The organism is Streptomyces sp. NPDC054783 (assembly GCF_053611725.1).
In genome coordinates, this window is the sequence record NZ_JBSHAY010000001.1 from 222,901 (window position 1) to 244,362 (window position 21,462).

The 21,462-nt window shown below is 71.6% G+C and carries 15 protein-coding genes and 3 pseudogenes; 4 read left to right on the forward strand and 14 right to left on the reverse strand.

All coding sequences use genetic code 11. The features are described 5' to 3' along the window. Positions 1-9 precede the first annotated feature (9 nt). The 6 genes and pseudogenes from ACWGJ5_RS01040 to ACWGJ5_RS01065 all read right to left on the reverse strand — a co-directional run bounded on the left by ACWGJ5_RS01040 (position 10) and on the right by ACWGJ5_RS01065 (position 5,815). Entirely contained in the window at positions 10-1,200 is a 1,191-nt protein-coding gene (locus ACWGJ5_RS01040) for a cytochrome P450 (protein ID WP_453307683.1), read from the reverse strand. 5 nt (positions 1,201-1,205) lie between these two features. Further along, a complete protein-coding gene (locus tag ACWGJ5_RS01045; protein ID WP_453307684.1) occupies positions 1,206-1,667 on the reverse strand; it encodes a PPC domain-containing DNA-binding protein in 462 nt (153 codons plus the stop codon). A gap of 51 nt (positions 1,668-1,718) precedes the next feature. Further along, on the reverse strand, positions 1,719-3,539 hold the full coding sequence (gene asnB / locus ACWGJ5_RS01050) for an asparagine synthase (glutamine-hydrolyzing) (protein WP_453307685.1): 1,821 nt from the start codon (positions 3,537-3,539) through the stop codon (positions 1,719-1,721). Between the two features lie 624 nt (positions 3,540-4,163). Further along, positions 4,164-4,775, reverse strand: a pseudogene (locus ACWGJ5_RS01055) (PP2C family protein-serine/threonine phosphatase); the annotation flags it as partial. A 30-nt stretch (positions 4,776-4,805) separates the two neighbouring features. Beyond that, complete coding sequence (locus ACWGJ5_RS01060) at positions 4,806-5,165, reverse strand: hypothetical protein (RefSeq protein ID WP_453307686.1); 360 nt, start codon at positions 5,163-5,165, stop codon at positions 4,806-4,808. Positions 5,166-5,419: 254 nt separating this feature from the next. After that, the gene (locus tag ACWGJ5_RS01065) at positions 5,420-5,815 is read right to left on the reverse strand and encodes a hypothetical protein (RefSeq protein ID WP_453307687.1); all 396 of its coding nucleotides are present in this window, start codon (positions 5,813-5,815) and stop codon (positions 5,420-5,422) included. A gap of 183 nt (positions 5,816-5,998) precedes the next feature. Here ACWGJ5_RS01065 and ACWGJ5_RS01070 point away from each other — a divergent pair, with 183 nt between their 5' ends. Continuing rightward, entirely contained in the window at positions 5,999-10,600 is a 4,602-nt protein-coding gene (locus tag ACWGJ5_RS01070; RefSeq protein WP_453307688.1) for an HAD-IC family P-type ATPase, read from the forward strand. 143 nt (positions 10,601-10,743) lie between these two features. Next, positions 10,744-11,304 (forward strand): hypothetical protein, encoded by a 561-nt coding sequence (locus ACWGJ5_RS01075; RefSeq protein WP_453307689.1) that lies wholly within the window; start codon positions 10,744-10,746, stop codon positions 11,302-11,304. 240 nt (positions 11,305-11,544) lie between these two features. Here ACWGJ5_RS01075 and ACWGJ5_RS01080 read toward each other — a convergent pair whose 3' ends face one another. The 5 genes from ACWGJ5_RS01080 to ACWGJ5_RS01100 all read right to left on the reverse strand — a co-directional run bounded on the left by ACWGJ5_RS01080 (position 11,545) and on the right by ACWGJ5_RS01100 (position 16,483). Next, entirely contained in the window at positions 11,545-13,476 is a 1,932-nt protein-coding gene (locus ACWGJ5_RS01080) for an ABC transporter ATP-binding protein (protein WP_453307690.1), read from the reverse strand. A 3-nt stretch (positions 13,477-13,479) separates the two neighbouring features. Continuing rightward, the gene (locus tag ACWGJ5_RS01085) at positions 13,480-13,896 is read right to left on the reverse strand and encodes a lasso peptide biosynthesis B2 protein (RefSeq protein ID WP_453307691.1); all 417 of its coding nucleotides are present in this window, start codon (positions 13,894-13,896) and stop codon (positions 13,480-13,482) included. Between the two features lie 75 nt (positions 13,897-13,971). Then, complete coding sequence (locus ACWGJ5_RS01090) at positions 13,972-14,232, reverse strand: lasso peptide biosynthesis PqqD family chaperone (RefSeq protein ID WP_453307692.1); 261 nt, start codon at positions 14,230-14,232, stop codon at positions 13,972-13,974. 130 nt (positions 14,233-14,362) lie between these two features. Next, positions 14,363-16,075, reverse strand: coding sequence for an asparagine synthase-related protein (locus ACWGJ5_RS01095; protein ID WP_453307693.1), 1,713 nt, complete (start codon positions 16,073-16,075; stop codon positions 14,363-14,365). Between the two features lie 300 nt (positions 16,076-16,375). Then, on the reverse strand, positions 16,376-16,483 hold the full coding sequence (locus ACWGJ5_RS01100) for a keywimysin-related RiPP (RefSeq protein ID WP_116152784.1): 108 nt from the start codon (positions 16,481-16,483) through the stop codon (positions 16,376-16,378). A gap of 901 nt (positions 16,484-17,384) precedes the next feature. Between ACWGJ5_RS01100 and ACWGJ5_RS01105 the strand changes: the two are divergent. Then, a pseudogene (locus ACWGJ5_RS01105) lies at positions 17,385-17,632 on the forward strand (arsenic transporter); the annotation flags it as partial. Between the two features lie 125 nt (positions 17,633-17,757). Here ACWGJ5_RS01105 and ACWGJ5_RS01110 read toward each other — a convergent pair. Continuing rightward, complete coding sequence (locus tag ACWGJ5_RS01110) at positions 17,758-18,723, reverse strand: pirin family protein (RefSeq protein WP_453307694.1); 966 nt, start codon at positions 18,721-18,723, stop codon at positions 17,758-17,760. A 186-nt stretch (positions 18,724-18,909) separates the two neighbouring features. On the opposite strand from ACWGJ5_RS01110, the pseudogene ACWGJ5_RS01115 reads away from it, so the two are divergent. Further along, positions 18,910-19,875, forward strand: a pseudogene (locus tag ACWGJ5_RS01115) (carboxypeptidase regulatory-like domain-containing protein); the annotation flags it as partial. 24 nt (positions 19,876-19,899) lie between these two features. Here the strand turns inward: ACWGJ5_RS01115 and ACWGJ5_RS01120 are convergent. Next, a complete protein-coding gene (locus ACWGJ5_RS01120; RefSeq protein WP_453308247.1) occupies positions 19,900-20,241 on the reverse strand; it encodes a hypothetical protein in 342 nt (113 codons plus the stop codon). After that, positions 20,238-20,954, reverse strand: a complete 717-nt coding sequence (locus ACWGJ5_RS01125; RefSeq protein WP_453307695.1) for an RNA polymerase sigma factor — start codon at positions 20,952-20,954, stop codon at positions 20,238-20,240. The genes ACWGJ5_RS01120 and ACWGJ5_RS01125 overlap by 4 nt, the downstream gene beginning before the upstream one ends. Between the last annotated feature and the right edge of the window lie 508 nt (positions 20,955-21,462).

The following is a 21,462-nucleotide window of genomic DNA, read 5'->3' on the forward strand; positions in this document are numbered from 1 at the left end:
TCAGGAAGGTCACCAGGTGATGGGCAGACAGGCCGGGGCATGGGTGACCATGCCGGGCTGCCACGGCACTTCGTCCGCGGGGACGGCCAGGGCCAGCCCCGGAACGTCGTGTACGAGGATCGTGATGGCCTCGTGCAGCTGAATGCGCGCCAGATGGGCGCCGATGCAGTAGTGCGGTCCCTTGCCGAAGGCGAGGTGGCCGGGTGACGGCCGGTGGATGTCGAACCGGTCCGGGTCCGGGCAGTGCCGCTCGTCGCGGTGCGCCGAGGAGATCAGCGGCATGACGCCCTGCCCTTGGGTCACCCGCCCCGAAGGCAGGTCGACGTCTTCCCGGGCGACGCGCAGGAAGCCGACGTCGGCGGGGAAGTCGTGGCGCAGGATCTCCTCGACGGCCGGCGCCACCAACTCGGGGTCGGCCACCAGGTCCTCGTACTGGTCGCGGTGACGCAGCAGGCTGAACACCCCGCGCCCCAGGGTGGTCATGGTGGTCTCGTGGCCGGCGAGGAGCAGGGACCGCGCGGTGTCGATGAGCTCCGCCTCGGTGAGCCGGTCCTCGCCGTCGCGTGCCGCGATCATGGCGTCCAGCAGGTCCGTACCGGGCTCGCGCCGGTGGCGCTCTATCAGGTCGGTCAGGTAGGCGTAGAAGTCGGTGCGCCCCTGGGCCCGTGCGGCCGCCCGGTCGGGCCCGATGGTCATGGCCGTCTCGGACCAGTCACGGAACCGGTCGAGGTCGCAGTCGGCGACGCCGAGGATCTCAGCGATCACCCGGATGGGCAGCTGACGGGCCAGGGCGGTCGTCAGATCGGCCGGTGGGCCGGCCGCCACCATGTCGTCGACGAGCGCCTGCGCGATCGCCCGGATGCGCGGGCGCCATGTCTCGCTGCCGCGTACGGAGAACGGGCGGGACAGGATCCGGCGCAGCCTGGTGTGGCGCGGCGGGTCCAGGTTGATCAGGGTGTCGCGGTCCTCGGACATGTCCGCGTCGGGCTGGAGCCGAGGAGAACCCGGCCGGTTGAGGTCGCGGCTGAAGCGGGGATCGGTGAGTACGGCCTCGACGTCGGCGAAGCGCACCGCGACGCGGACGACGTCACCGCTGGGCAGCACGGCGTCGCCCAGCGGGTCGTGGGTGCGTCGCCGGGCACAGCTGCGCGGTACCCCGCCCAGCGGCTCGTCGAGGAAGGGAAATGCCTCGGGTGCCATGGTGTTCAGTCCTCGAAGGTGAGCAGGGGGACGTCCCACAGGTCGGCGTGGACCGGTCGGCGCATCGCCGGCGCGAGGACCTCGATCACGAGCATTTCGGTGAGGTACTGAACGGTGGCCGATATCAGGTGACTTGAGTACGCGAGTGCCGCGTGCTGTTTGAGGCCGACGGTGACGTGCACGTGGGGGACGATCTCGTCCTTGGCGGGGTCGTAGGAGAAGGTGCCGCAACCCATGGCCTCTACCTTCTCCAGATGGACCGGAAGGCGCACGGGCGCTTCGGGGTCTTCCACCCGCTGGCAGGTGCCCGCGATCTCGGTCTCGGCGAATGCGGCGAGGAACATGGGGACGTATCCCTGCTGGATCCCGTTGTCCCTGCAGAAGCGGGCCAGGGACGGCAGGAAGTGCTCGCCGTGGTCGAAGTTGACTCCGAAGGTCCTGCCGGGTTTCAACTCGTGGGTTCGCATGGGTGGTTCACTCCTGTCGCGCAGGTGGGCAATGGGGAGCGGAGGACGGTGTCACAGGGTGATGCGCAGGTCCTGGGACTGGAGCCAGGTGTTCAGGTCCAGAACCATCTCCAGGCTGATGCGGGTCAGGGTGGACGTGGTCGCCTGGGGTGGTGAGTCGAGCAGGCTCCGGACGGCCCGCTGGTCGAGGAGCGGCAGCACCGGAGCGGTGCCGTCGGCGACCAGCCCGGCGAGGGTGGCCCGCAGGGCGAGGCCGTAGGCGGGGTCCTGGGTGGCCGGGTAGGGGCTCTTGCGCCGTTCGAGGACCGAGGCCGGCAGTAGGTCCTGGAAGGCGGCGCGCAGCAGGCTCTTCTCCCGCCCGTCGAACGTCTTCATCGACCAGGGCGTGTTGAAGACGTACTCCACCAGACGGTGGTCGCAGAACGGAACCCGCACTTCGAGGCCGTGCGCCATGCTCAAGCGGTCCTTGCGGTCGAGGAGCATCGTCACGAAGCGGGTCAGGTGCAGATAGGAGATCTCCCGCATCCTGCGCTCCGTCGGATCCGCCGCGTCGAGGTGCGGCACCTCGGCCAACGCCTCGCGGTAGCGGTCGCGTTCATAGGAGACGACGTCGAGTTCCTTGCGCAGCGCCGGGTCGAAGAGATCGTCGGGGCGCTGCCGGCGCATCATGAACACCAGCCAGGGGAAGGTGGGCGCGGCCACCGCCTCGGGCAGGTGGAACCAGGCGTACCCGCCGAACACCTCGTCGGCCGACTCGCCGGACAGGGCCACCGTCGAGTGTTCCCGGATCGCTTGGAACAGCAGGTGCAGGGAGGTGTTCATGTCCCCGCTGAACTGCGGGTATTCCCATGCCCGGACCACATCGGCGCGCAGCGCGGGCTCGGCGAGCCGGGTGGCGTCGAGCACGATGTCGGTGTGGGTGGGGCGCAGATGCCGTACGACGTCGTGGACGTACGGTCCGTCGGGTGAGCCGCGCATCCCGTCGTCCTCGAAGTGGTCGGCGAGGCCGGCGAAGTCCACGGCGAAGGAGCGCAGGCCGCCGTGGCGCAGCCCCAGGGCGGTGATGGCGCTGGAGTCGAGGCCGCCCGAGAGCAGGGAGCACAGCGGGACGTCGGCCACCAACTGCCGGTCGACGATGTCTTCCAGCAGTCCCCGCACCGTCGTGATGGTGGTGTCGAGGTCGTCGGTGTGGTCACGGGCCCGCAAGGTCCAGTACCGCCGCTTGCGCAGCCCCTCGCGCCCGAAGCGCAGGAGCTGTCCGGGGCGCAGCTCGTGCAGCCCCTTGTAGAGGGAGTGCTCGGGCGTCCGGGCAATGGTGAGGATCTCGCGCAGCCCGTCGGCGTCGATGGCCCGCGGCGCCCGCGGATGCGCGAGGATCGCCTTGGGTTCCGACCCGAACAGAAGCCCCCCAGCTGGTAGTTGGCAGTAGAAGAGAGGTTTGACGCCCATTCGGTCGCGCACCAGCAAGAGCTCTTCCGTGCGGGTGTCCCAGATCGCGAAGGCGTACATGCCGTTCAGCCGCTCGACTACCTCTTCTCCCCACTGGAGGTAGCCGCGCAGGACCACTTCGGTGTCGCTGCTCGTATGAAAGCGGTGCCCCTTGTCTTCCAGCTGGGCGCGCAGCTCGGGGAAGTTGTAGACCTCCCCGCTGTAGGTCAGGACGGCGGCCGTGGCCTCCGCGGCCATGGGCTGGCGGCCTCCGTCAGGGTCGATGACGGCCAGTCTCCGATGGCCCAGCGCCGCGTGGGGGCTCAGCCATGTTCCCGTGTCGTCGGGGCCGCGAGGGGCGAGCGTTTCGGTCATGGCGGACACGACGGCCCGCTCTGTAAGGAGGTTTCGTTCGAAGTCGACCCAGCCTGCGATACCGCACATTCGGCTGTCCATTCATGGTGTCCCGCGTACAGCGTGTCTCACCGTCTTGCGGCGGGAGCACGCTCGTATGCCGCCTGTCTTCGGACATTCGCGTCCGCAGAGCGCGGAAACTCGAATGGCAGGTCCGCCCAGGATCAGGACCTACATCGGGAACTGGCAGTGTGCGCCAGTATCCGCCCCCGTGGATGCACCGCAGACCGTATCAAGGGTTTGGAGATCGACCTTTCTCACGGTGTGGCTCTGGCCAGGATCCACAGGCATCGAGCCGGAGGAGAAACGGACACTGCGACGGTGGGATACGGGCATCTCGACGTGATGCTTCGGGCAATCCCCAGCGTCCGCCACGCAGTGCGGGAACCGGAGGTGTGCAAACGGGCATGGGATCTTGCCTGGGGTGGGCTGTGATCGACGCAGACTTGGCGTGGAAGGCGCGCTTCAACCAATAGTGAAACATGGACATTTGAATTCTGAATTATTCACCAAAAGCGTTCATAGTGTTCGACGGTCATTTGTTGCTTTGTTGATGGACGTGGTGGTTATGGGGGCGGGTAATTCTGTGCCGTGTGCACGGAGGCTGCTTCCCATGCGCGGATGCCCGCAGCGATTTCCTCGGTGCCAGGTGACTCAGGATTGCGAATACGACGGGCGGCGGTGATCGTCCGGCGGAGTTCGACCAGCAGCAGTCGCTCGTGCGAGCCCACAACTGTCCGGATACGGCCGCGTTGCCCGAGCGACCAGCGCGGCATCGTCCCCGAAGCCGCCGTCGCAGAACGTGACGATGTCCTCCTGGCCGTGGAAACGGCCGGCCGAGTTCCGGGCCTCGGAGAAACCGTCGGTGTAGAGCACCAGGGTGTCGCCGGGCTCGAAGGGGAAGGTGTCCACGGTTCCACCTGCGGCCTGGGGCAGCCACATGCCGAGCGGAGTCGTGTACTGCTGCGGGGCGAGGGCGGTGGCCTGCCCGTCGTGCAGCCGCACGGGGGCTGGGTGTCCGCGGTTGAGGACCCGGATCTCGGGTTTGTCGTCCGGGATGTCGGCCAGCGCGGCCGGGAAGGACTCGTCCGGGTGGGTGTCGTCTCTGCGCGGCTGGGCCAGGCTCCAGCACACGGTCGCCTCCAGCTCGGTCCGCAGCGCCGGAAGCGTCGGCTCGCGGTGAGCCGCCCTCCGGAACGCGCCCAGCGCAAGTGCCGCGTTCTCGAGGGCGGGTAGGCCCTTGCCGCGTACGTCTCGGATGAGGAACCGGGTGCCGCGACGGGTGCGTACGGCTCCTTACAGGCCGCCGCCGATGTGTGCCTGGTCCGTCGCGGCCCGGTGGACGCCGGCGACGCGGAGCGTGCCGATCCGCTCGGGCAGGGGTTGCAGCACGACCTGCTGTGCGGCTTCCGCCACTGACCGTACCTGCCTCGGCTCAGCGCTGTGCCGTTCCCGCAGACGGCAGAAGAGCACGGTGAGGGCGGAGATCACGACGAGCGCCGACACGGCGGGGGCTCCGATGAGCGCCGTGAGCCTCGAGCCGCCGAACGAGGCGGTGAGTGCCGGTCCGACCACGAGCAACGGCCCGAGGATGTACTGCGGCGAAAGGATGTCGGCGATCGTGATGGCCAGGATCAGCGCGATCGGGATGGCCACGAGGCCCCGGTTCGTCTGCGGTGACCCGCTGACACCTCCGCGACGCTGGAGGCGCGTACACCTGGATCCACCCGGGCATCGGTCGGCACGTAGTCGGCGGGAGGCCGCAGACACGACGGGACGGGCGGGCTCAGGCTTTTGCCGGGCCGATGTTCCGGGGCACGCCGGACGCCTGACCGCTCACCTGCTGTCAGCGCTGACGTGAGCAGCTCGGCGGGACACCGGATGCGCCGGGTGAGGTGCCGCGCGACGCCTCACCCGGGGGAGCCGGGCCGTGTGAGCAGGCCGTTTGACCGGAGGACGGCATAGCCGATGCCGGCACCCGCCGCAACCGGCCATTCGAGGGCACCTGCGACCGCCAGAACACCGAGGCCGGCGTACAGGGGCAGGCCGCCTTTGGCGGGCAGCAGGCGGCGGACGGTGGCCACGGGGACCGTCGCAGCGGTCACAACCCTGGTGGCTGCCTCGCCGAGCGCCGGCAGGGTGATGGTGATCGTACGTCCGCCGGAGGCCGCGGCGGGTACCTGCGTCGGTGGTTTCGTCGTCGGCTTGGCCTCCGACCGCTGCGTCGTCTTCGTACTGGAGGCGGGGCGCGACGACTCTGTGCCCCGTGTGCTCGGGCGTTTCCCAGCGGTCTTCGGAGTGGTCACGGTTCACATCCGTTCGTGGGTCCGGGACTTTGTCCCCCAACGCGGCACACGCTACTGGCGGGCACATGGCCCTGCGAGTCACGGGAAGCCATTCGGATCAGCATGCCGGGCGGGTGTGTCCGGGGCGGGTGAGGATGATCGCAAGGGGACGAGGGATCGGCCTGCTCCGGAGGTGGCACGCGGATGTCGCTGCTGTCAGAGGTGCGTCTGCCGCTGCCGCTGCCGGCACCGCTCACCGGCAGTTTGGGTTGTGGGGTGACCGCCGGTGTGCGCGCGGCCGCGCATGTGGCCGCGATGCTGCTCGGGCTGGAGCGGAGGGATGTGTGGTCCCGTTCGGGGCGCTGCCACATCGAGGTGCGGGGGGTACGGGGTCCCCGCGGGATGTCGGTGGGCCGGAGCGTGGAGCGTGCACTCGAGGAGCATCCCGGTGTGCTGTGGGCGCGAGTGAATGCCGCGGCGGAGCGGGTCGTCGTGGAGCTGGCCTCGCCGCCCCCGCCGCAGCAGGAGCTGATCGAGATCGTCGTCCATGCGGAGGCCCATGAGGCCGCCGCCCCCGCTGAGCCGGGAGCGTTCGACGAATGGTGCCCCCAACCGCTCCATCCGTGCGAAGGCCCACGCTGGCGATCGGCGGTTCCGGTCCTGGCGGCGGACATCGCGGGGCTCCTGCTCACGGCTGCCACGCGCGTGTCGCCGTGGACTCCGCTGCCGGCGGAGGTGGGGGCGCTGGCCAGTGCCGCGCTGTGCCACCCGTGGCTGCGCAGGCTGGCGACGCCGGCCCTCACCGGGCATGAGCGCACGGAGTCGGTACTGCCGGTGCTGAACGCGATGGTCCAGGGCGTGGCCACGCGCGGCGGAGGGCTGGTGCTCGACGTCGTGCAGCGCGTGGCGCAGTGGCGGGAGGCGAACGCTGCCCTGGAGGCGTGGTCCCTGGCGGAACCGCGGCTGGTGCCGGGGCCGGAGCATGCACGGGCCGAGCCGATCGTGGTGGAACGGCCGCAGGCTCACGAGGACGTGACGCTGCGCTACGCCCGACACGCCATGGGGGCCGGCGCGGCCGTAGGCGCCCTGACCACGCCGTACGCCGGGCCACGGCGTGCGCTCGCGGTCGCCCTGTCCAGCATGCCGAAGGCGCCGCACGCCGGACGGGAGGGCTTTGCCACCACCCTGGGCAGGTTCCTCGCCCTGCGTGGCGTCGTGGCCATGGACCGCAGCGCGCTGCGCCGCCTGGGGCAGGTGGACACCGTGCTCCTGGACGCGGACGTGCTGCGCAGCCGCCGCTACGAACTGACCGAACTGGTGCTGTTCGACGGCGCCGGACCCGAGCAGGTCTCCGACCGGCTCTTTGCCCTGTTCGACCCGGCCGCGCCTGCGCAGGTCCACTGTGACGGCGAGGGCTGGGCGCTCGGCCCGCTGGAGGACCTGGATCTGACCGGCCTTACCGGGCGCCGGGCCGCGGACCGGCTGCGGCACCGGGGCAGTGAACGCGTGCTGGGCCTGGCCCTCCGGCGCCGCCTGGTCGCCGTGGCGGGGGTGGCGATGCAGACGCTTCCGGGTGCGCAGGCTCTGGTGGCGGCGGCGCGCCGGTCGGGTCTCCGCGTCGTCCTCGCCGGCGACCAGCCCTGCCCGGAGCTGGGATTCGCCGATGCGATGGTGCCCGCAGGGGGCCACCTGGTGGCGTCGGTGCGCGCGTTGCAGGCGGACGGTGCCGTGGTGCTGCTGGTATCGGGGAACCGCCGTGCCCTCGGGGCGTCCGACTGCGGCATCGGGGTCCACCGGGAGCAGGAGCCGCCGGCCTGGGGCGCGCACCTGCTCGTGGGCACCGACCTGGACACGGTCGCCCTGATCCTGACCGGAGTCGGCGTGGCCCGCCAGGTCGACCGGGACAGTGTGCTGCTGGCCGCGAGCGGCAGCGGCATCGGCGCGGTAGCGGCGATGCGGGCGGCGGCCGCAGAGGCATGCTCGCGGGGCCAGGCGGCGTGCAACACCGCCGGGGGAATCGCCTTCTGCCTGGGCGCCTGGCGCGCCCGGCAGCTGTGCTCACGCCCCGTCACTCCCTCCGTGGAGACCGTGCCCTGGCATCTGATGCCGTCCGCGCGGGTCCTGGACCGACTGGGCTCGAGCAGCGACGGGCTGTCGGAGGAGGAAGCGGCCTTGCGGGCCAAGGGGTCGTGGCGAACCGGCACGCCGCAGACCACCCTGCCGTCGGCGTTCATCGAAGAGCTGGCCAACCCGCTGACACCGGTGCTCGCCGGCGGGGCGGCTCTGGCGGCCGCCGTCGGATCGAGCGCGGACGCGGCGCTGGTCGCCTTGATCACCACGGCGTCCGCGCTGGTCGGCGGGGTGCAGCGGGTGCGGACCGAGCGCGCTCTCGCCGAGTTGACCGCCCGCTCCGCGGTCGGGGCACGGGTGCGACGCGGGGGACGCGTGCGGCTGGTCACCGCGGAGGACCTGGTGCCGGGGGACGTCGTCCTCCTCGGGCCCGAGGACGTGGTGCCCGCCGACTGCCGACTGCTGGAGACCGAAGGGCTCGAGGTGGACGAGTCGTCGCTGACCGGCGAGTCCCTGCCCGTCCCCAAGGATCCGGCTCCGGTGGTCGCCGCGCAGCTCACCGACCGCTCCTCGATGCTCTACGAGGGCACCACCGTCTCGGCCGGGCGGGCGGTCGTCGTGGTCGTGGCCACCGGGGCGGCCACCGAGGTCGGGCGCACCATGGCCAGTGCGCGGGAGGCGGCTCCGGTGACCGGGGTCGAGGCACGGCTGTCGTCGCTGACAAGGGCCAGTCTGCCCGTGGCGGCGGCCTCCGCGGCGGCGGTGGCCGGGGCCGGGCTGCTGCACGGGCGCCCGCTGGCGCAGAGCCTGACCTCGGCGGTCAACCTGGCCGTCGCCTCGGTCCCCGAGGGGCTGCCCTTTCTGGTCAACGCGGCACAGCTGGCCTCCGCGCGACGCCTGGCCGAGCACGGCGCGCTGGTGCGCAACCCGCGCACGATCGAGGCGCTGGGCCGGGCAGATGTGCTGTGCTTCGACAAGACCGGCACCCTCACCGAAGGTCGTCTCCAGCTCGTCGCCGTCGCCGTCGGCGACGGGGAGCGGGCCCTCCCTCTCGACCGGCTCGGCCCGCGGCACAAGGCGGTCCTGGCCGCCGCGTTCCGTGCCACCCCCGCCGCCCGGCAGTCCGAACCCCTGGCCCACCAGACCGACCGGGCGGTGGACGAGGGGGCCCGCCGGGCAGGGGTATCGCCCGGCCGCGGCGCACCCCGCTGGCGGCGCACCGGCACCCTGCCCTTCGACCCGTCCCGCGCCTACCACGCCACGGCAGGCCGTACCGCCGGCTCCACCCTGCTCAGCATCAAGGGCGCACCGGAGACGGTGCTGGCCCGCTGCCGCAGCAGACGCCTGGAGGGGGCGGAGACCGTGCTGGACGACGTCGGGCACAAGGCGCTCACCCGGGCGACCGACGAGCTCGCCGCTGCCGGCCGCCGCGTCCTCGCCGTCGCCGAACGAACCCTGCGGCCGGACGAAGAACTCACCGACGATGCGGTGCACGACCTGGTCTTCATCGGTTTCCTCGTGCTGGCCGACCCGGTGCGCCCCGGGGCGGCACCGGCCACCGCCCGGCTGCGCGCGGCCGGTGTGCACACGATCCTGCTCACCGGTGACCATGCCGCCACCGCCGAGGCCGTCGCGGCCTCGGTCACAGGCGATCCGGACCAGACCGTGTGCACCGGGCCGGAGTTGGACGAGCTCGACGACGACGCGCTCGACGCGCTGCTGCCGACGGTGAGCGTGGTCGCCCGGTGCACTCCGCGCCACAAGGTCCGCATCGTCGAGGCGTTCCAGCGTCTGGGCCGCGTCGTGGCGATGACCGGCGACGGTGCCAACGACGCCCCCGCCATCCGCCTAGCCGACGTCGGCATCGCCCTGGGGCGGCGTGGCACCCCCGCGGCCACGGCCGCCGCCGATCTGGTCATCGGCGACGACCGTCTGGAGACGATCGTCGCCGCCCTGACCGAGGGCCGGGCGATGTGGACCTCCGTGCGGACCGCGCTGGCCATTCTGATCGGCGGCAACCTCGGCGAGGTCACCTTCAGCGTCCTCGCCTCCGCGCTGGCCGGCAGTTCACCGCTGAGCGCCCGCCAGATCATGTTGGTCAACCTCCTCACCGACCTCGCCCCCGCGCTCTCCATCGCCGTACGCACTCCGGCCGAGAGCACCGGGGCACAACTGCTCCAGGAGGGCCCCCACCAGTCGCTGGGCACCGCACTCACCGAGGAGATGCTGCAACGCGGGCTCACCACCGCTCTCGGCGCGGGGCTGGCCTGGACGGCCGCACGCTTCACCGGCACCCAGCGCCGTGCCGCCACCGCCGCGCTGGCCGCCGTGGTCGGAACCCAGCTCGCCCAGACCCTCACCAGCGGTGGCGCGGACCGCCAGGTGCTCGCCGCCACGATCGGATCGGCCGCCGTGCTCGTCGGCATCATCCAGACACCGGGCATCAGCCGGTTCTTCGGCTCCACACCCCTCGGCCCCGTCGGCTGGGGCATCGTCCTGGCGGCCATCACGACCGCCACTCTCCTCCATCCGGCGCTGAAGACGTTCTCGTGCCGCCTGGCCGCCGCGGGCTGGCTGCCCTCTGTGGCCGATGGGGCGGATGAGAACCAGGAGTCGGCGCCACTGCCGTCGGGCACCGCCGCACTCAGCGCGGTTCCGGTCGTCGCTTGGCTGAGCGGCGCGCTGTCCCGCCTCAGCCGGCTTGCACCCGGTCCCGGCGTGCTGCCTGGACCGTGACGGCACCACTTCGGGAACCGCGCCGCGCTGCGATGGGTGAGCGATCGAGTGCATCTGCGGGACACGAGGGATGTGCAGCTGCGTTCTGGGACAAGGAGTGGGCGTGGCCGGGTGCGGGTTCGGGCGAGGGCCCGGAGGGCGGCATGGCGCGGTTCGACGACGTCTACTACCGGCCGGACCCCCGCGCAACCCTCACGCGGCCGGCCCCGCCGGAGTACGAGATCCCCCACCACGCCCAGCCGGTCTTCCGGCAGGCCGCCGCCGAACGGTCCGCGCTCGACGACGGCCGCTCCACGGACCGGCGGAGCTGGAGGTGTGCTGTACGGGACCAACGCCGCACCGCCCAACAGCACGCCGACAGGCGGCGGCAGCGTGCCCGTACGCAGCGCATCGGCGCCGACAAGAGGAACGGCAGTCGCGGCGATGACAGGCGTGCGGATCTTCCGCTGTCGCCACATGTTTACCTGGGGTCTGTCCAAAGTGCGTCTCGGGGGCACCTATGGCGCAGGAAAAGGCTGCATTGTCTGGTTCCGGACATCCGTATCCAGAACAGAAAGTCAGCCAACATGGCCGAGATACTGGCAACCGTGGCAATGAAGATAGTCGTTGCGCTCGCTGAGGCGATCATCCTGCGCCTCGTGTGGCAGCTGTGGTCCGCTTACGCGCCCACTCTGCGCAGGGCCTTCGCACCGGCCGCCGCGTGACACCCCGGCGCCCGGCAGCACGCACGCCACCGCGCGCCACTGCAACGCAGCGACAACTGCGCACGCGGTCACGGCCGTTCGCAGCACCGCGGAACACCTGCGGGCCGTCGGCTTCGATGTGTCGCGCACCCCATCAGCAGCCGGACCTGTCCTCAAGCGGTGGTGCAAGCCGTCTTGCTTCCGGTTCCTGCACGAAGCGGGTGTCCGGGTGGTGAGCCGCCAGGTGGCACAGCCCGCGGCTCAGAGCCCCCCTTCGGCGGGCGCCGGCCTGACGGTGAGCATCTGAGTCGTGGCCAGGTCCGTATAGAGGGAATCGGTCTCGAGTAGTTCCGCGTGGGTGCCCACGGCCCGGACCCGGCCCGCCTCCATGACGATGATGCGGTCAGCGGTGGTGACGGTGGAAAGCCGGTGCGCCACCACGAGCACGGTGATGTTCCGCGCCGCCTCCGCCACGGTCTCCCGCAGCGCCGCTTCGTTGTCGGCGTCCAACTGCGACGTGGCCTCGTCCAGGAGGAGTAGCCGAGGGCGGCGCAGGAGGGCCCGGGCGATGGCCACGCGCTGGCGTTCACCTCCGGAGAGCCGGCTGCCCCGGTGGCCGACCAAGGTATCCAGCCCCTGCGGAAGACGGGCGACGACAGGTTCCAGTCGGGTGCGGCGCAGTGTCTCGTGAAGGTCGTCGCCCGGGGTGTGCGGTGTGCCCAGGGTCAGATTCTGGCGCAGGGTGCCGGACAGGACGGGCGCGTCCTGTTCGACGTAACCGATCGCTGCGCGCAGTTCGGCCAGCGGCCACTGTTTCAGGTCACGCTCGTCCAGGAGGATGCGGCCGGTGTCGGGGTCATAGAAACGTTCGAGCAGGGAAAAGGTGGTGGTCTTGCCCGCACCTGAAGGGCCCACGAGGGCGGTCACCCCTTGGGCAGGTACGGTGAAGGAGACGCTGCGATGGACGGCGGGCAGCCCGGGCCGATAGCGGAAGCCCACCTGCTCGAAGCGTACCGAGGCTGCCGACGGCTGAGGCCGCCTCGCGGTCTTTGCAGAGCTTGTCGGCGACGTGCCGGGGACAGCCGGTTCGGCCGTCTCCATGTCCAGGTGCTGAACCGCCTCGATACGCAGGGCGGCGGCCGCGCCGGCCTGGAGCTGCCCCACGGCCTCGACGAGCTGGCTGATCCTCGGGGCAAGCGCGAACAGATACAGCAGGAAGGCGACCAGCGTGGACACACCGATCGTCCCGGAGGCGACCCGGGCACCGCCCACACCGAGCACCGCCAGGAAGGACGCCTGCCCGGCCACGGCGGAGGCGGCCGCCGACAGGGCCTGCCAGCCGGCGGCGCGTACGCCGGTGCGACGGGCGTCCTCCGCCATGTGGTCCAGCGCGGCTGTCTGCTGCTGCTCAGCCCCGGCAGCCTTGACCGCGCGCACCGCCCCAAGGGCCCGCTCCAGAGCCGTGCCGATCTCGCCGACCGACTCCTGCGCCTGCCGGGTGGCACGCCCGATGGCAGGCGTCGCAGCCCCTACGACCGCCCCCAGCAACGCCATGACGGTGAGCGTGACACAGAGTAGGACCACGTCGACGAGGCCCATCAGTACCAGCGTCATGATCAGCATGACAACGCCTGTGACGGCGGGCGCCGCGGACTGGGTGGCGGCGTGACGCAGCAGCAGGGTGTCGGAGGTGGCGCGGCTGATCAGATCACCCGGTTCGTGCCTGTCCAGCTCGGGCACAGTCAACCGGAGCAGGCGCCTGGTGATCCGCCGCCGGGCGGAACACACGACGGACTCGGCGGTGCGATCCAGAACGTACTGGCCCAGGGAGGAGAACGCGGCAGCCCCGAGCAGGAGCACGGCCAGGACCAGTACGGGACCGATGGTCGTGTGTCCCGTGCCCAGGTTGTCGATCAACCGCTTGGCGGCCAGGGGTTGGGCCAGGCTGAGGGTGCTGCCCATCAGCCCGAGCAGCGCCCCGGCGAGGCCGGTGCGGCGGTGGGGCCGTAGCGAGGCCGCCAGGGCCCGGTAGCCGGATGGGGCCCTGACGGCGCCCGTGCGGGAGGCAGCGCCTTCGGCCCCGGCGATCGTGGCCGGCACGCCGGACCGGGCACCGCTTCTTGAGACGGCCGACGCGGCCTGGGCTGTCGTCCCGGTGACCGGGCGCCTGGTGGCGGGCGGCAATCCGGCCATGGGTCAGTCGACCGCGAAGAAGCGCTGGAAGTAATCGGCGGGGCAGTCCTCGCCGACCGGTTGGGAATCCGCCTCCACCCAGGCGTGCGCGGCGAACGGCGGCTGCCTGCGCACGCCCACGCACCAGGTGGGCCACTGGCCGCGCATCCGGCACAGCAGGACAGTCGCCAGTGACCTGGGCAGGCACCCCTTGCGGCCACCCGCGGTCAGGCTCACGGCCAGGACGGTGTCCAAGGCGGTCGCGGTCTGTGCCACCGACGCCGGCCGTGCTCCACGGCGTACCTGGCGCAGCAGGGTGCGTATCCGGGCGGGCGGCAAAGTCGCCAGCAGGTGGGCGCACCCCACGGCGAGCCGGGCCGCCAGCCGGGTGGGCAGCGGTACGGAACGAGGCCGGTAAGGGACGGCTTCGGGCGTCGACATGGCCTTTCCTCTCTGCACGTTCGGACGTCGTGAGGGGAGTGCTCCGGCTTCTCGGGCCGCCGGCCGCTCTGCCTGTCAGTTCTCGTTGATGAGCCCCGCTGATCGCAGTTCCGTGAGGATACGGTCGACGTCCTGCTCGGCGAGGCTGTCGCTGACGTCGTATCGCTCGGTCAGGGCATGCACCGCCTCCTCCGTGCCCCGGCCCGTCAGCATCGTTTCCAGGACCACGGCGGCGGTGGGGTTGAGGGTCCAGTACTCGCCACTGTTCTCGTCCAGCAGGGCAAGGCCGTACTCGGTCTCGGCCATCAGGATGCCGCCGCGCAACTCCAGGTTCATCGGAAGACCTCCGTAGAGAGGGACGTTTGTTGGTGGTGGCACGGGGTGACGGGCGTGCCACAGGGGTGTCGGCCGGTGGCGTCCGGGCCGTCGTAGGGCCCATGACCGGTGGCACGTGGCAGCCGATGCTTCAGCCATCCGAGTTGTGGTGCAGCGCCTCCCGGGTGCGCAGCCACACCTCGCAGCCGACGGTCGGGTGAAGGAGCACGTTCTCCAGCTCCGCCGACACCGGACCGGAGCACCAGGCGCGCCACACGTCCGCGTCGATCAGGCCCAGCCTGGCCAGCCGCGAGTCCTCGCACAGCGCCAGCAGCGCTTCACGGTGCCGCCGCAGCCCGATCTCCTCCTCCAGTGTGGCGTTGGCCTTGGTGGCGCGGGTGCGGCTGGCCTCGGGGACGACGCCGCGCATGGCCTCCACGACGAGTGGCTTGTACCGCCACGGAGTCACTCGTTCCGCCGGGCGCACCGCCAGGCCGGTTTCCACCACACGGTCGTCGTAGAAGGGGGAGGCGAAGAGGATGCCGCGCTGACGTGTCATCTGGTTGAGGTGCCTGGCGAACCGGGAGACCGTTTGCATGGTGGTCAGTTCGCGGTGTTCTCCGTGCCCGGGACCCAGGGGGCTCGCCACGACAGCCTCCTGCCGGATGAGTGTGCGCACCGCGTCGACGGCGTCCGCGGTGGCCCACGGAGGCATCCTGGCGGGCGAGCACCACTGGAACAACGGCTCCTCCAGCGAAGGCAGCGGGCCGGTCAGGTCGGTTGCGATCTGCTCCAGCCACGCCCCGTACGGACGCCGGTCCAGCAGCTGTCGTGCGGCTCGCCGCCGGGACCATCGATACTTGGCCAGGTAACCGCGGGCGTGGTGGACAGCGGTGCGCGGGTGGCGCAGCAGCAGGTCGTGAACGCGGGCGGAGGCGCCCGCAAGCAGCTCGTCACCGCCGAAACCGCTCAGGTGAACGGTGGATCCCCGATCTGCGGCAAGGTGAAGCAGACTCATCCGTCGGTTGCGGTCCACGGCGTACAGCGACGGAGCGTCCAGTACGTCGGTCAGCGCGTTCACACCGTCGAAGGTGAGTGGAAACTCGTCGGCTGCAACGATGTGGTGCTCGATGCGCCCCTCGCCGCCCGCCGACGACAGCTCTTCGACCGTGCGACGAGCCCAGTGGACATCATCGCCGCGAGGGTCGTGGGTCGCCGCGGTGTAGGCGACGACCTTGGCGCCGGCACCCACCGCGGTGCACACCACGGCGGTGGAGTCCAGACCGCCCAGATCGGCTGTGACCACATCCCGGTCCCGGACACGGATCTCGACGGCTCGGCGCAGCTCGTTCCGCAGCGTCGCCGCGCCCTCGGCCAACGGCACGTCACGACGCGGCAACCACCACCAGCGCTTCCGGTGCGCCCGGCCGTTGCGTTCCAGAACCAGGTAGTCGTGGCCGGGCAGGGCTTCCACTCCGCGCCACACGGGTCGCGCGGACAGTGGGTGGAGCACGCCCAGACTGAGCATCTGGAGGGCGAGCCGACCCTCGTCGAGGGGTGCCCCGATCAGGTCGGCCAGGACATCTGCCCGGTCGGCTGCCAGGTGGGCCGGGTACGCCCCGCCATGGAACACGGACCGGACACCGGTCACCGTGCCCTGAGCACGTACCTGGCCGCGCAGACTGACCAGCAGGTGGTAACTGCCGTGCCAGGAACGGGCGAAGCGGTCGACGGAGGCCAGGTCGGTGGCCGCGGCCGCCGCGCGGGCTGCTTCCTCGGAGGTGACGGCGTGCTCACCCAACACCGCGAGACGCACTCCGCCGCACTCGCCGACAGTCAACTCCCCCGGATTCCAGCGTCCCACCAACCAAGGCCGGCCGGACGCATGCGGGAGGCTTTCAGCGGCGTGCGGAAGAGCCGGGGCCGCCACGGCTGCCGCTTCGTCGGTATCAGGCAGCACCACGAACCAAGCGGGCACCTCGGCGAGCAACGCAGGGCAGTTCATGGACTCACGTACCTCCGGTCGAGGGCGCGCCCGCCGGTGCGGGAAGGACAGGCCGGGTGGGAGCGGCGGAGGACAGTCGGTGACCACCCTCCGCCGCCATGCACGGGCCCCGGTCATCTCACGCCGAAGGGACGAGAGGAGGGCCCGGTCGCCTCGCGGTCAGATGAGCTGGTGACCGCCGGTGAGGTCCTTGGCGGTACCGCCGGCCAGGCCCGTCGTCTTGCGGAAACCGCCGGCCTTGGTGAGGGTCGGACGCTCGTACGTCATGGCCACACATCCTTTCGTCTACGACGACATCAGCTATCGCCGTTTCCGTCGATTGAAGGGAACGTCGGCACAGGTACCTGCTCGAATCAGCCTGCTTTCACCGCGGTTCCGGACCCGCGGACGGCCAATTCGGAAGTCACCCTAGGGGCAGCAATCAGATCATCACAACAGTGCATGGTCGGAGCGCCGCACCACACGAGAAGCGAACTCTGCATCTCTTAGGAGGTGGATGCCGCCGAAAGTGCCAGGGCGCGGGACATGGAGACGAGGTTTTCGGGTACAGGGGTGGGTTTTCCTGCTGTCCCCGAGCGGGATCAGGCGAGTCCGACACACACAAACCGACTCGCCGCCGACTGATCTACGCAGGTCAACGGCTGTCAAGTCATCGTGATCCCTGTCGTTCGCCGTGGACGTCGTAAGCCGGGAACCGCACACCAGAACGGTAATTGCCACGACCTTCAACTATAGAAGTTGCAAGCACTGGCCTACGTTTTCGGTCAGTTCTCCAGGAAACCTGCAACTCTCCAAGGGGAACTGGCGATAGCCGTCACATAAATTTCATCTCCGGACCGCCTGACGGCACCCGGGCCGCGCATCCGTGGCCCGGCATGTTTGGGTCTGGACTGGAAATGGCCCTGGCCATTTAGGACGGGTTTCGTGCCGGCATCTGTTGGCGGATACGCGGCCTACCGTTCACGGGAGTGGCGCGACGCCTTCGCCGACCGGCAGGGGAACGGGTTGGTCTGCTTTCGCCGGCCGCGGGGCCCGAGCCGGCAACGGAGCCCGAGCGCGGGCCGGAGCCCGGGACGGGACCGAGACCCGCCTCATGAGCGCGCATGTGCGCCGCACGCCGTCCACGCGGGGCCACCGGGCCCAGCCGGTGCAGCGCGAGGTGCAGGACATCGCGGCCCTGGCCGCGGTGCCGGCCAATGTCGTCAACAACCTGCCCGCCGTGCTGGTGCTGCTGCCGCCGACCGGCCTGTCCGGGCCGGGCGCGGCCCTGGCAGTCCCGCTGGGGGGAACATCGGCCCGAACCTCACCTACGCCGGCTCCCTGGCCGCGCTGCTGTGGCGGCGCATCGTGCACGAACACGACAGGAACGTCGGACTCGTCGTGAAAGTCATCGCCTGGATCCCCGCAGAGACCTGACTGCCTGTCGGCAAAGTCGGCATCGGGTCAGCATCAGTCCGGCCAAGCTGACTACGGCCGGCGAAGCTTGCACTCCACAGCGGAGTGGAACTGGTGGTCTGTGTGCCGGGCTGAAAAGTTCCGGTTCAGCGCACCCGACCCCGCGCCTTCAGCGGGACTGGCGGCAACTCCGGCGCAAGGAGCGGATCCCCGTCGTACCCCTTCACTCCCGCAAAACGCGTCCCACTCATCCACTCCTCCCGGGCCAGCTCGATCTCTTCCTGTGTGCGCCCCACAAAGTTCCACCACATGATCAGCTCCTCCGCGAACGGCTCGCCGCCCAGCAGCATGATTCCGGCGTCCGACTCGGCGCGCAGCGGGAGTTCGGAGCGGCCGCAGCCGAGGTAGAGCATCGAACCGGGGAGCACCGGTACGCCGTCCACGTGGACCTCGCCGGACATGGCCAGGACGCCGTACTCGAAGTCGGGCTCCAGGGGCAGGCGGACGTCGGCGCCCCGGGTGAGGGCGAGGTCGGCGCCGATGATCGGGGTGTACGTCGTGCCGGGCGAGGCGGAGCCGTCGAGGTCGCCGAGGATCACCGTGGCGGTCAGGCCCGCTGCGGTGACCGTGGGCAGGTCCGGGTGGTGCTCGAACTTCGGCTCGGCGTGGCGGTGTTGGTCGGGCAGCGCGACCCAGAGCTGGGCGCCGTGCAGGAAACGGGCGTGCGGGCGTGGGCTCTCCTCGGAGTGGCTGATCCCGCGGCCCGAGGTCATCAGGCCCAGCTGTCCGGGCCGGATCGTCTGCAGGCTGCCCGTCGAGTCACGGTGCAGCACCTCGCCCTCGTGCAGCCAGCTGACCGTCTGCAGCCCGATGTGCGGGTGTGGCGGGACCTGCATGCCGGGTTCGTCGGCGATGTCGTCCGGCCCGTAGTGGTCGACGAAGGCCCACGCGCCGATCATGCGCCGGCCGAGGTTCGGCAGCAGTCGGCGCACCTCGGTCGACTCGCCCAGCCTGACATGACGGGGGCTCAGCAGCTCGCGGACGGGCTCGGCCACGACGAATCCGCGGCCGCCGCAGACGCTGGGTACCGGCGCGCGGTCAAGATTGCTCATGGCGCCCAACTTAGCGGGGCGGGCGTCGTACCGGTGAGTGCGGAAACACGCATTTTGCTGGTTAAGTCAATCAACTGACTAACATCCGGTGGCGCGTGCAGACCCTGTCGTCCCGATGGAGGCCCGACCATGTCCCCAGTGCGTCGCGGCGGCCGGCAGGCCGAGCGCGCCGCCGATGCCGACACCTTCGGCATGACACCGCTGCCCTCCGAGAACGGCTTCCAGGTGGTCATGGCCGTCGGCTCCGGCGCTGCAGTCCTCGCCCTGCTCCACGCCGCGTTCATCCCGCGCCGGGCGGTGGGAGGGCGGTGCCGACGGCGGTGGAAGGGGCAGCGGAAGGGGAAGGGAACTGGTTGTCGTCGGTGCCGCGCCGGACCGGACGGCCGACGCCGTGGGGTCGGGCGGGACCCGGGTGCATGTGCGGGTGCGCGGGGGCGACGGTGCCGGTGCCGGACGGGCCGCGGTCACCCTTGTCTCGCTCGGCGGACGACAGCTCGGCCGGGCCGTCGTCCGGGACGACTGCGCTACGCCGTCGACGCGCCGGGGGAGGGAACGTACGTCCTCGTCGCCTCCGCCACGGCCACAGTCCGCAGGCCACCACCGCCGTCGTCGGCGCACACCCGGTCTCGTACGACGTGTTGCCCGGCGGCACCGGCGGGCCGGCCGGCGTGGTGCGGGCCGCGGGCGGCGGGGCGCCGGTCGCCGCAGCCGTGGTGGTCGTCACCGATGTGCGCGGGGAGGTGCGGGCGACCGTACGGACGGACGAGCTGAACGAGTTCACCGTCAGCGGTCTCGTCCCGGGCACCGTCACCCTCGCCGTCAGCTCCCCCAGGCACCGGCCGCTCGCTCTGCCCGTGGAGATCGACGGCACCGACGTCACCGGTGTCGAGGTGGAACTGCGGCCCGGCGCCCAGGTGCGCGGCACCGTGCGCGGGGCGGGCCGGCCGCTCGGTGACGCCCGGGTGACCCTGCTGGACGGCGCGGGTGGTGGTCGTCGCGACGACCACCGCCGGAGACGACGGGGCGTACGCCTTCTCCGACCTGGACGGCGGCCCGTACACGCTCATCGCGGCCGGCTACCCGCCCCGGGCTGCCGGAGTGACCGTCGTCGGGGCCGACGACGAGAACCACGACATCGAACTCGTACACCCCGAGGCGCAGTCGGGGTCCGTCGGCTCACGGGTGCGGCGCGCTCGGAGACGGCTCGGCCGTGGACGGGGTGACCGCACTCGGGACCGGGGACGGTGTGCCGGTCGCCGGGCGGGGAAGGCGGGCCGGTTCGGTCGGGCGGGACTGTCCGCCGCGCACCGCGAAGAACACCAGCGCGGCCACGGCGGCCAGCGCCAGCGCGCCCACCACCGTCCGGCGCAGCAGCACCCGGCGGGGCCGCACCACCGCCGTCGGCGGGCGCAACGGCCGCAGGTCGCAGGGGCCGACGGAATGTGCCCGCGCGGCCAGCGCGGCCCGCAGCCGCTCCTCGACCGGCGCCGGCACGGTCCCGGTACCGGACTCGGTCATCGCAGCCCCTCCAGACGTCGGCCGAGGGCGTCCAGGGCCCGGCTGGCCGTGGACTTGACGGCGCCCCGCGACAGGCCGAGCGTCGCCGCGATCTCGGCCTCGCTCAGGTGCGACCAGTAGCGCAGCACCAGCACCTCCCGCTGCCGCCGGGTGAGCGTGCCCAGCGCCGCCAGCACCTCCCGGTGGTCCTCGTGCAGCAGCACGTCCTCCTCCGGGGCGGGGGCGTGCTGCTCGGGGGCGGGGGTGTGCGCCCGTACGGTCCTGCGCCGGCGCAGCACCGAGCGGGCCGCGTTGACCACGCTGGTCCTCAGATACGCCTCCGGGTCGTCCAGCGAGGCGAGCCGGTGACCGTGCCGGCGCAAGAGCGCGGTGAAGGCGTCCTGCACGACGTCCTCGGCGGTGGGCAGGTCGTCCACCAGCAGCACCGCGAGCCGGACCAGGGCGAGCCGGCGGTGGTGATACAACTCCTCGATCCCGGGCGGCCGTTCGGTACCGGAGAGGGGGACCGCCCGGAGCGCGCCGGTGCTGGTGGCGCCGGTACCGGGAGCCGGTTCGGCGGGTGTGTCCGTACGGGCGCGGGCGCGGGCGAGGACGCCGGCGCATACGTGGGTGCGCAGTGCCTGCGTGAACCGCCGCCAGGGCGCGGGGCGTCGCGGGACGCCGGGCACTCGGTCCCGGGGCAGGGCCGCCGCCGGTGGTGTGGCTGTCGTCATGGATCTCCTGGAGCCGGAAGCGGGCGCCACCGAGCGACGCCCCCTTCCGGCACCTGCCTAGGTGCTGCTGCTCAGCGGTGCTGCGGAACCGGCGCCGGTGCGGCAACACCGTGGTGCGGACCGTGCCCGGTCCGCACCGGAGCGGGCACGGGGCTGGGGGTGGCGTGGCTGGGAGGCGAGGGTACGGGGCTGGGGATGGCGTCCGTTGGCGCGGGCACCGGGGTGGGGGTGGCGTCCGTTGGCGCGGGCACCGGGGTGGGGGTGGCGGGCACGGGCCTCGGGGTCCCCGGCACGGGCTTCGGAGGGGCCGGTGCCGGCGTCGGAGTGGCGGTGCGGGCCGGCGAGGGCAGGGGGGACGGAGTGGCGGTGCGGACCGGTGACGGTACCGGGGACGGAGTGGCGGTGCGGACCGGTGACGGTACCGGGGACGGAGTGGCGGTGCGGGCTGGTGACGGCACGGTCGACGGGGTCGTGTGGCTGCCGTCCTGGGCCGCCTGGGCGGTCATGG

What these genes read in the sequence shown, in the direction of transcription:
- ACWGJ5_RS01120 (WP_453308247.1), bottom strand. Translation starts at nt 20,241, where the DNA reads ATGACCGAGTCCGGTACCGGGACCGTGCCGGCGCCGGTCGAGGAGCGG.
- ACWGJ5_RS01045 (WP_453307684.1), bottom strand. Translation starts at nt 1,667, where the DNA reads ATGCGAACCCACGAGTTGAAACCCGGCAGGACCTTCGGAGTCAACTTC.
- asnB (WP_453307685.1), bottom strand. Translation starts at nt 3,539, where the DNA reads ATGTGCGGTATCGCAGGCTGGGTCGACTTCGAACGAAACCTCCTTACA.
- ACWGJ5_RS01125 (WP_453307695.1), bottom strand. Translation starts at nt 20,954, where the DNA reads ATGACGACAGCCACACCACCGGCGGCGGCCCTGCCCCGGGACCGAGTG.
- ACWGJ5_RS01070 (WP_453307688.1), top strand. Translation starts at nt 5,999, where the DNA reads ATGTCGCTGCTGTCAGAGGTGCGTCTGCCGCTGCCGCTGCCGGCACCG.
- ACWGJ5_RS01075 (WP_453307689.1), top strand. Translation starts at nt 10,744, where the DNA reads ATGGCGCGGTTCGACGACGTCTACTACCGGCCGGACCCCCGCGCAACC.
- ACWGJ5_RS01080 (WP_453307690.1), bottom strand. Translation starts at nt 13,476, where the DNA reads ATGGCCGGATTGCCGCCCGCCACCAGGCGCCCGGTCACCGGGACGACA.
- ACWGJ5_RS01040 (WP_453307683.1), bottom strand. Translation starts at nt 1,200, where the DNA reads ATGGCACCCGAGGCATTTCCCTTCCTCGACGAGCCGCTGGGCGGGGTA.
- ACWGJ5_RS01110 (WP_453307694.1), bottom strand. Translation starts at nt 18,723, where the DNA reads ATGAGCAATCTTGACCGCGCGCCGGTACCCAGCGTCTGCGGCGGCCGC.
- ACWGJ5_RS01085 (WP_453307691.1), bottom strand. Translation starts at nt 13,896, where the DNA reads ATGTCGACGCCCGAAGCCGTCCCTTACCGGCCTCGTTCCGTACCGCTG.
- ACWGJ5_RS01100 (WP_116152784.1), bottom strand. Translation starts at nt 16,483, where the DNA reads ATGACGTACGAGCGTCCGACCCTCACCAAGGCCGGCGGTTTCCGCAAG.
- ACWGJ5_RS01090 (WP_453307692.1), bottom strand. Translation starts at nt 14,232, where the DNA reads ATGAACCTGGAGTTGCGCGGCGGCATCCTGATGGCCGAGACCGAGTAC.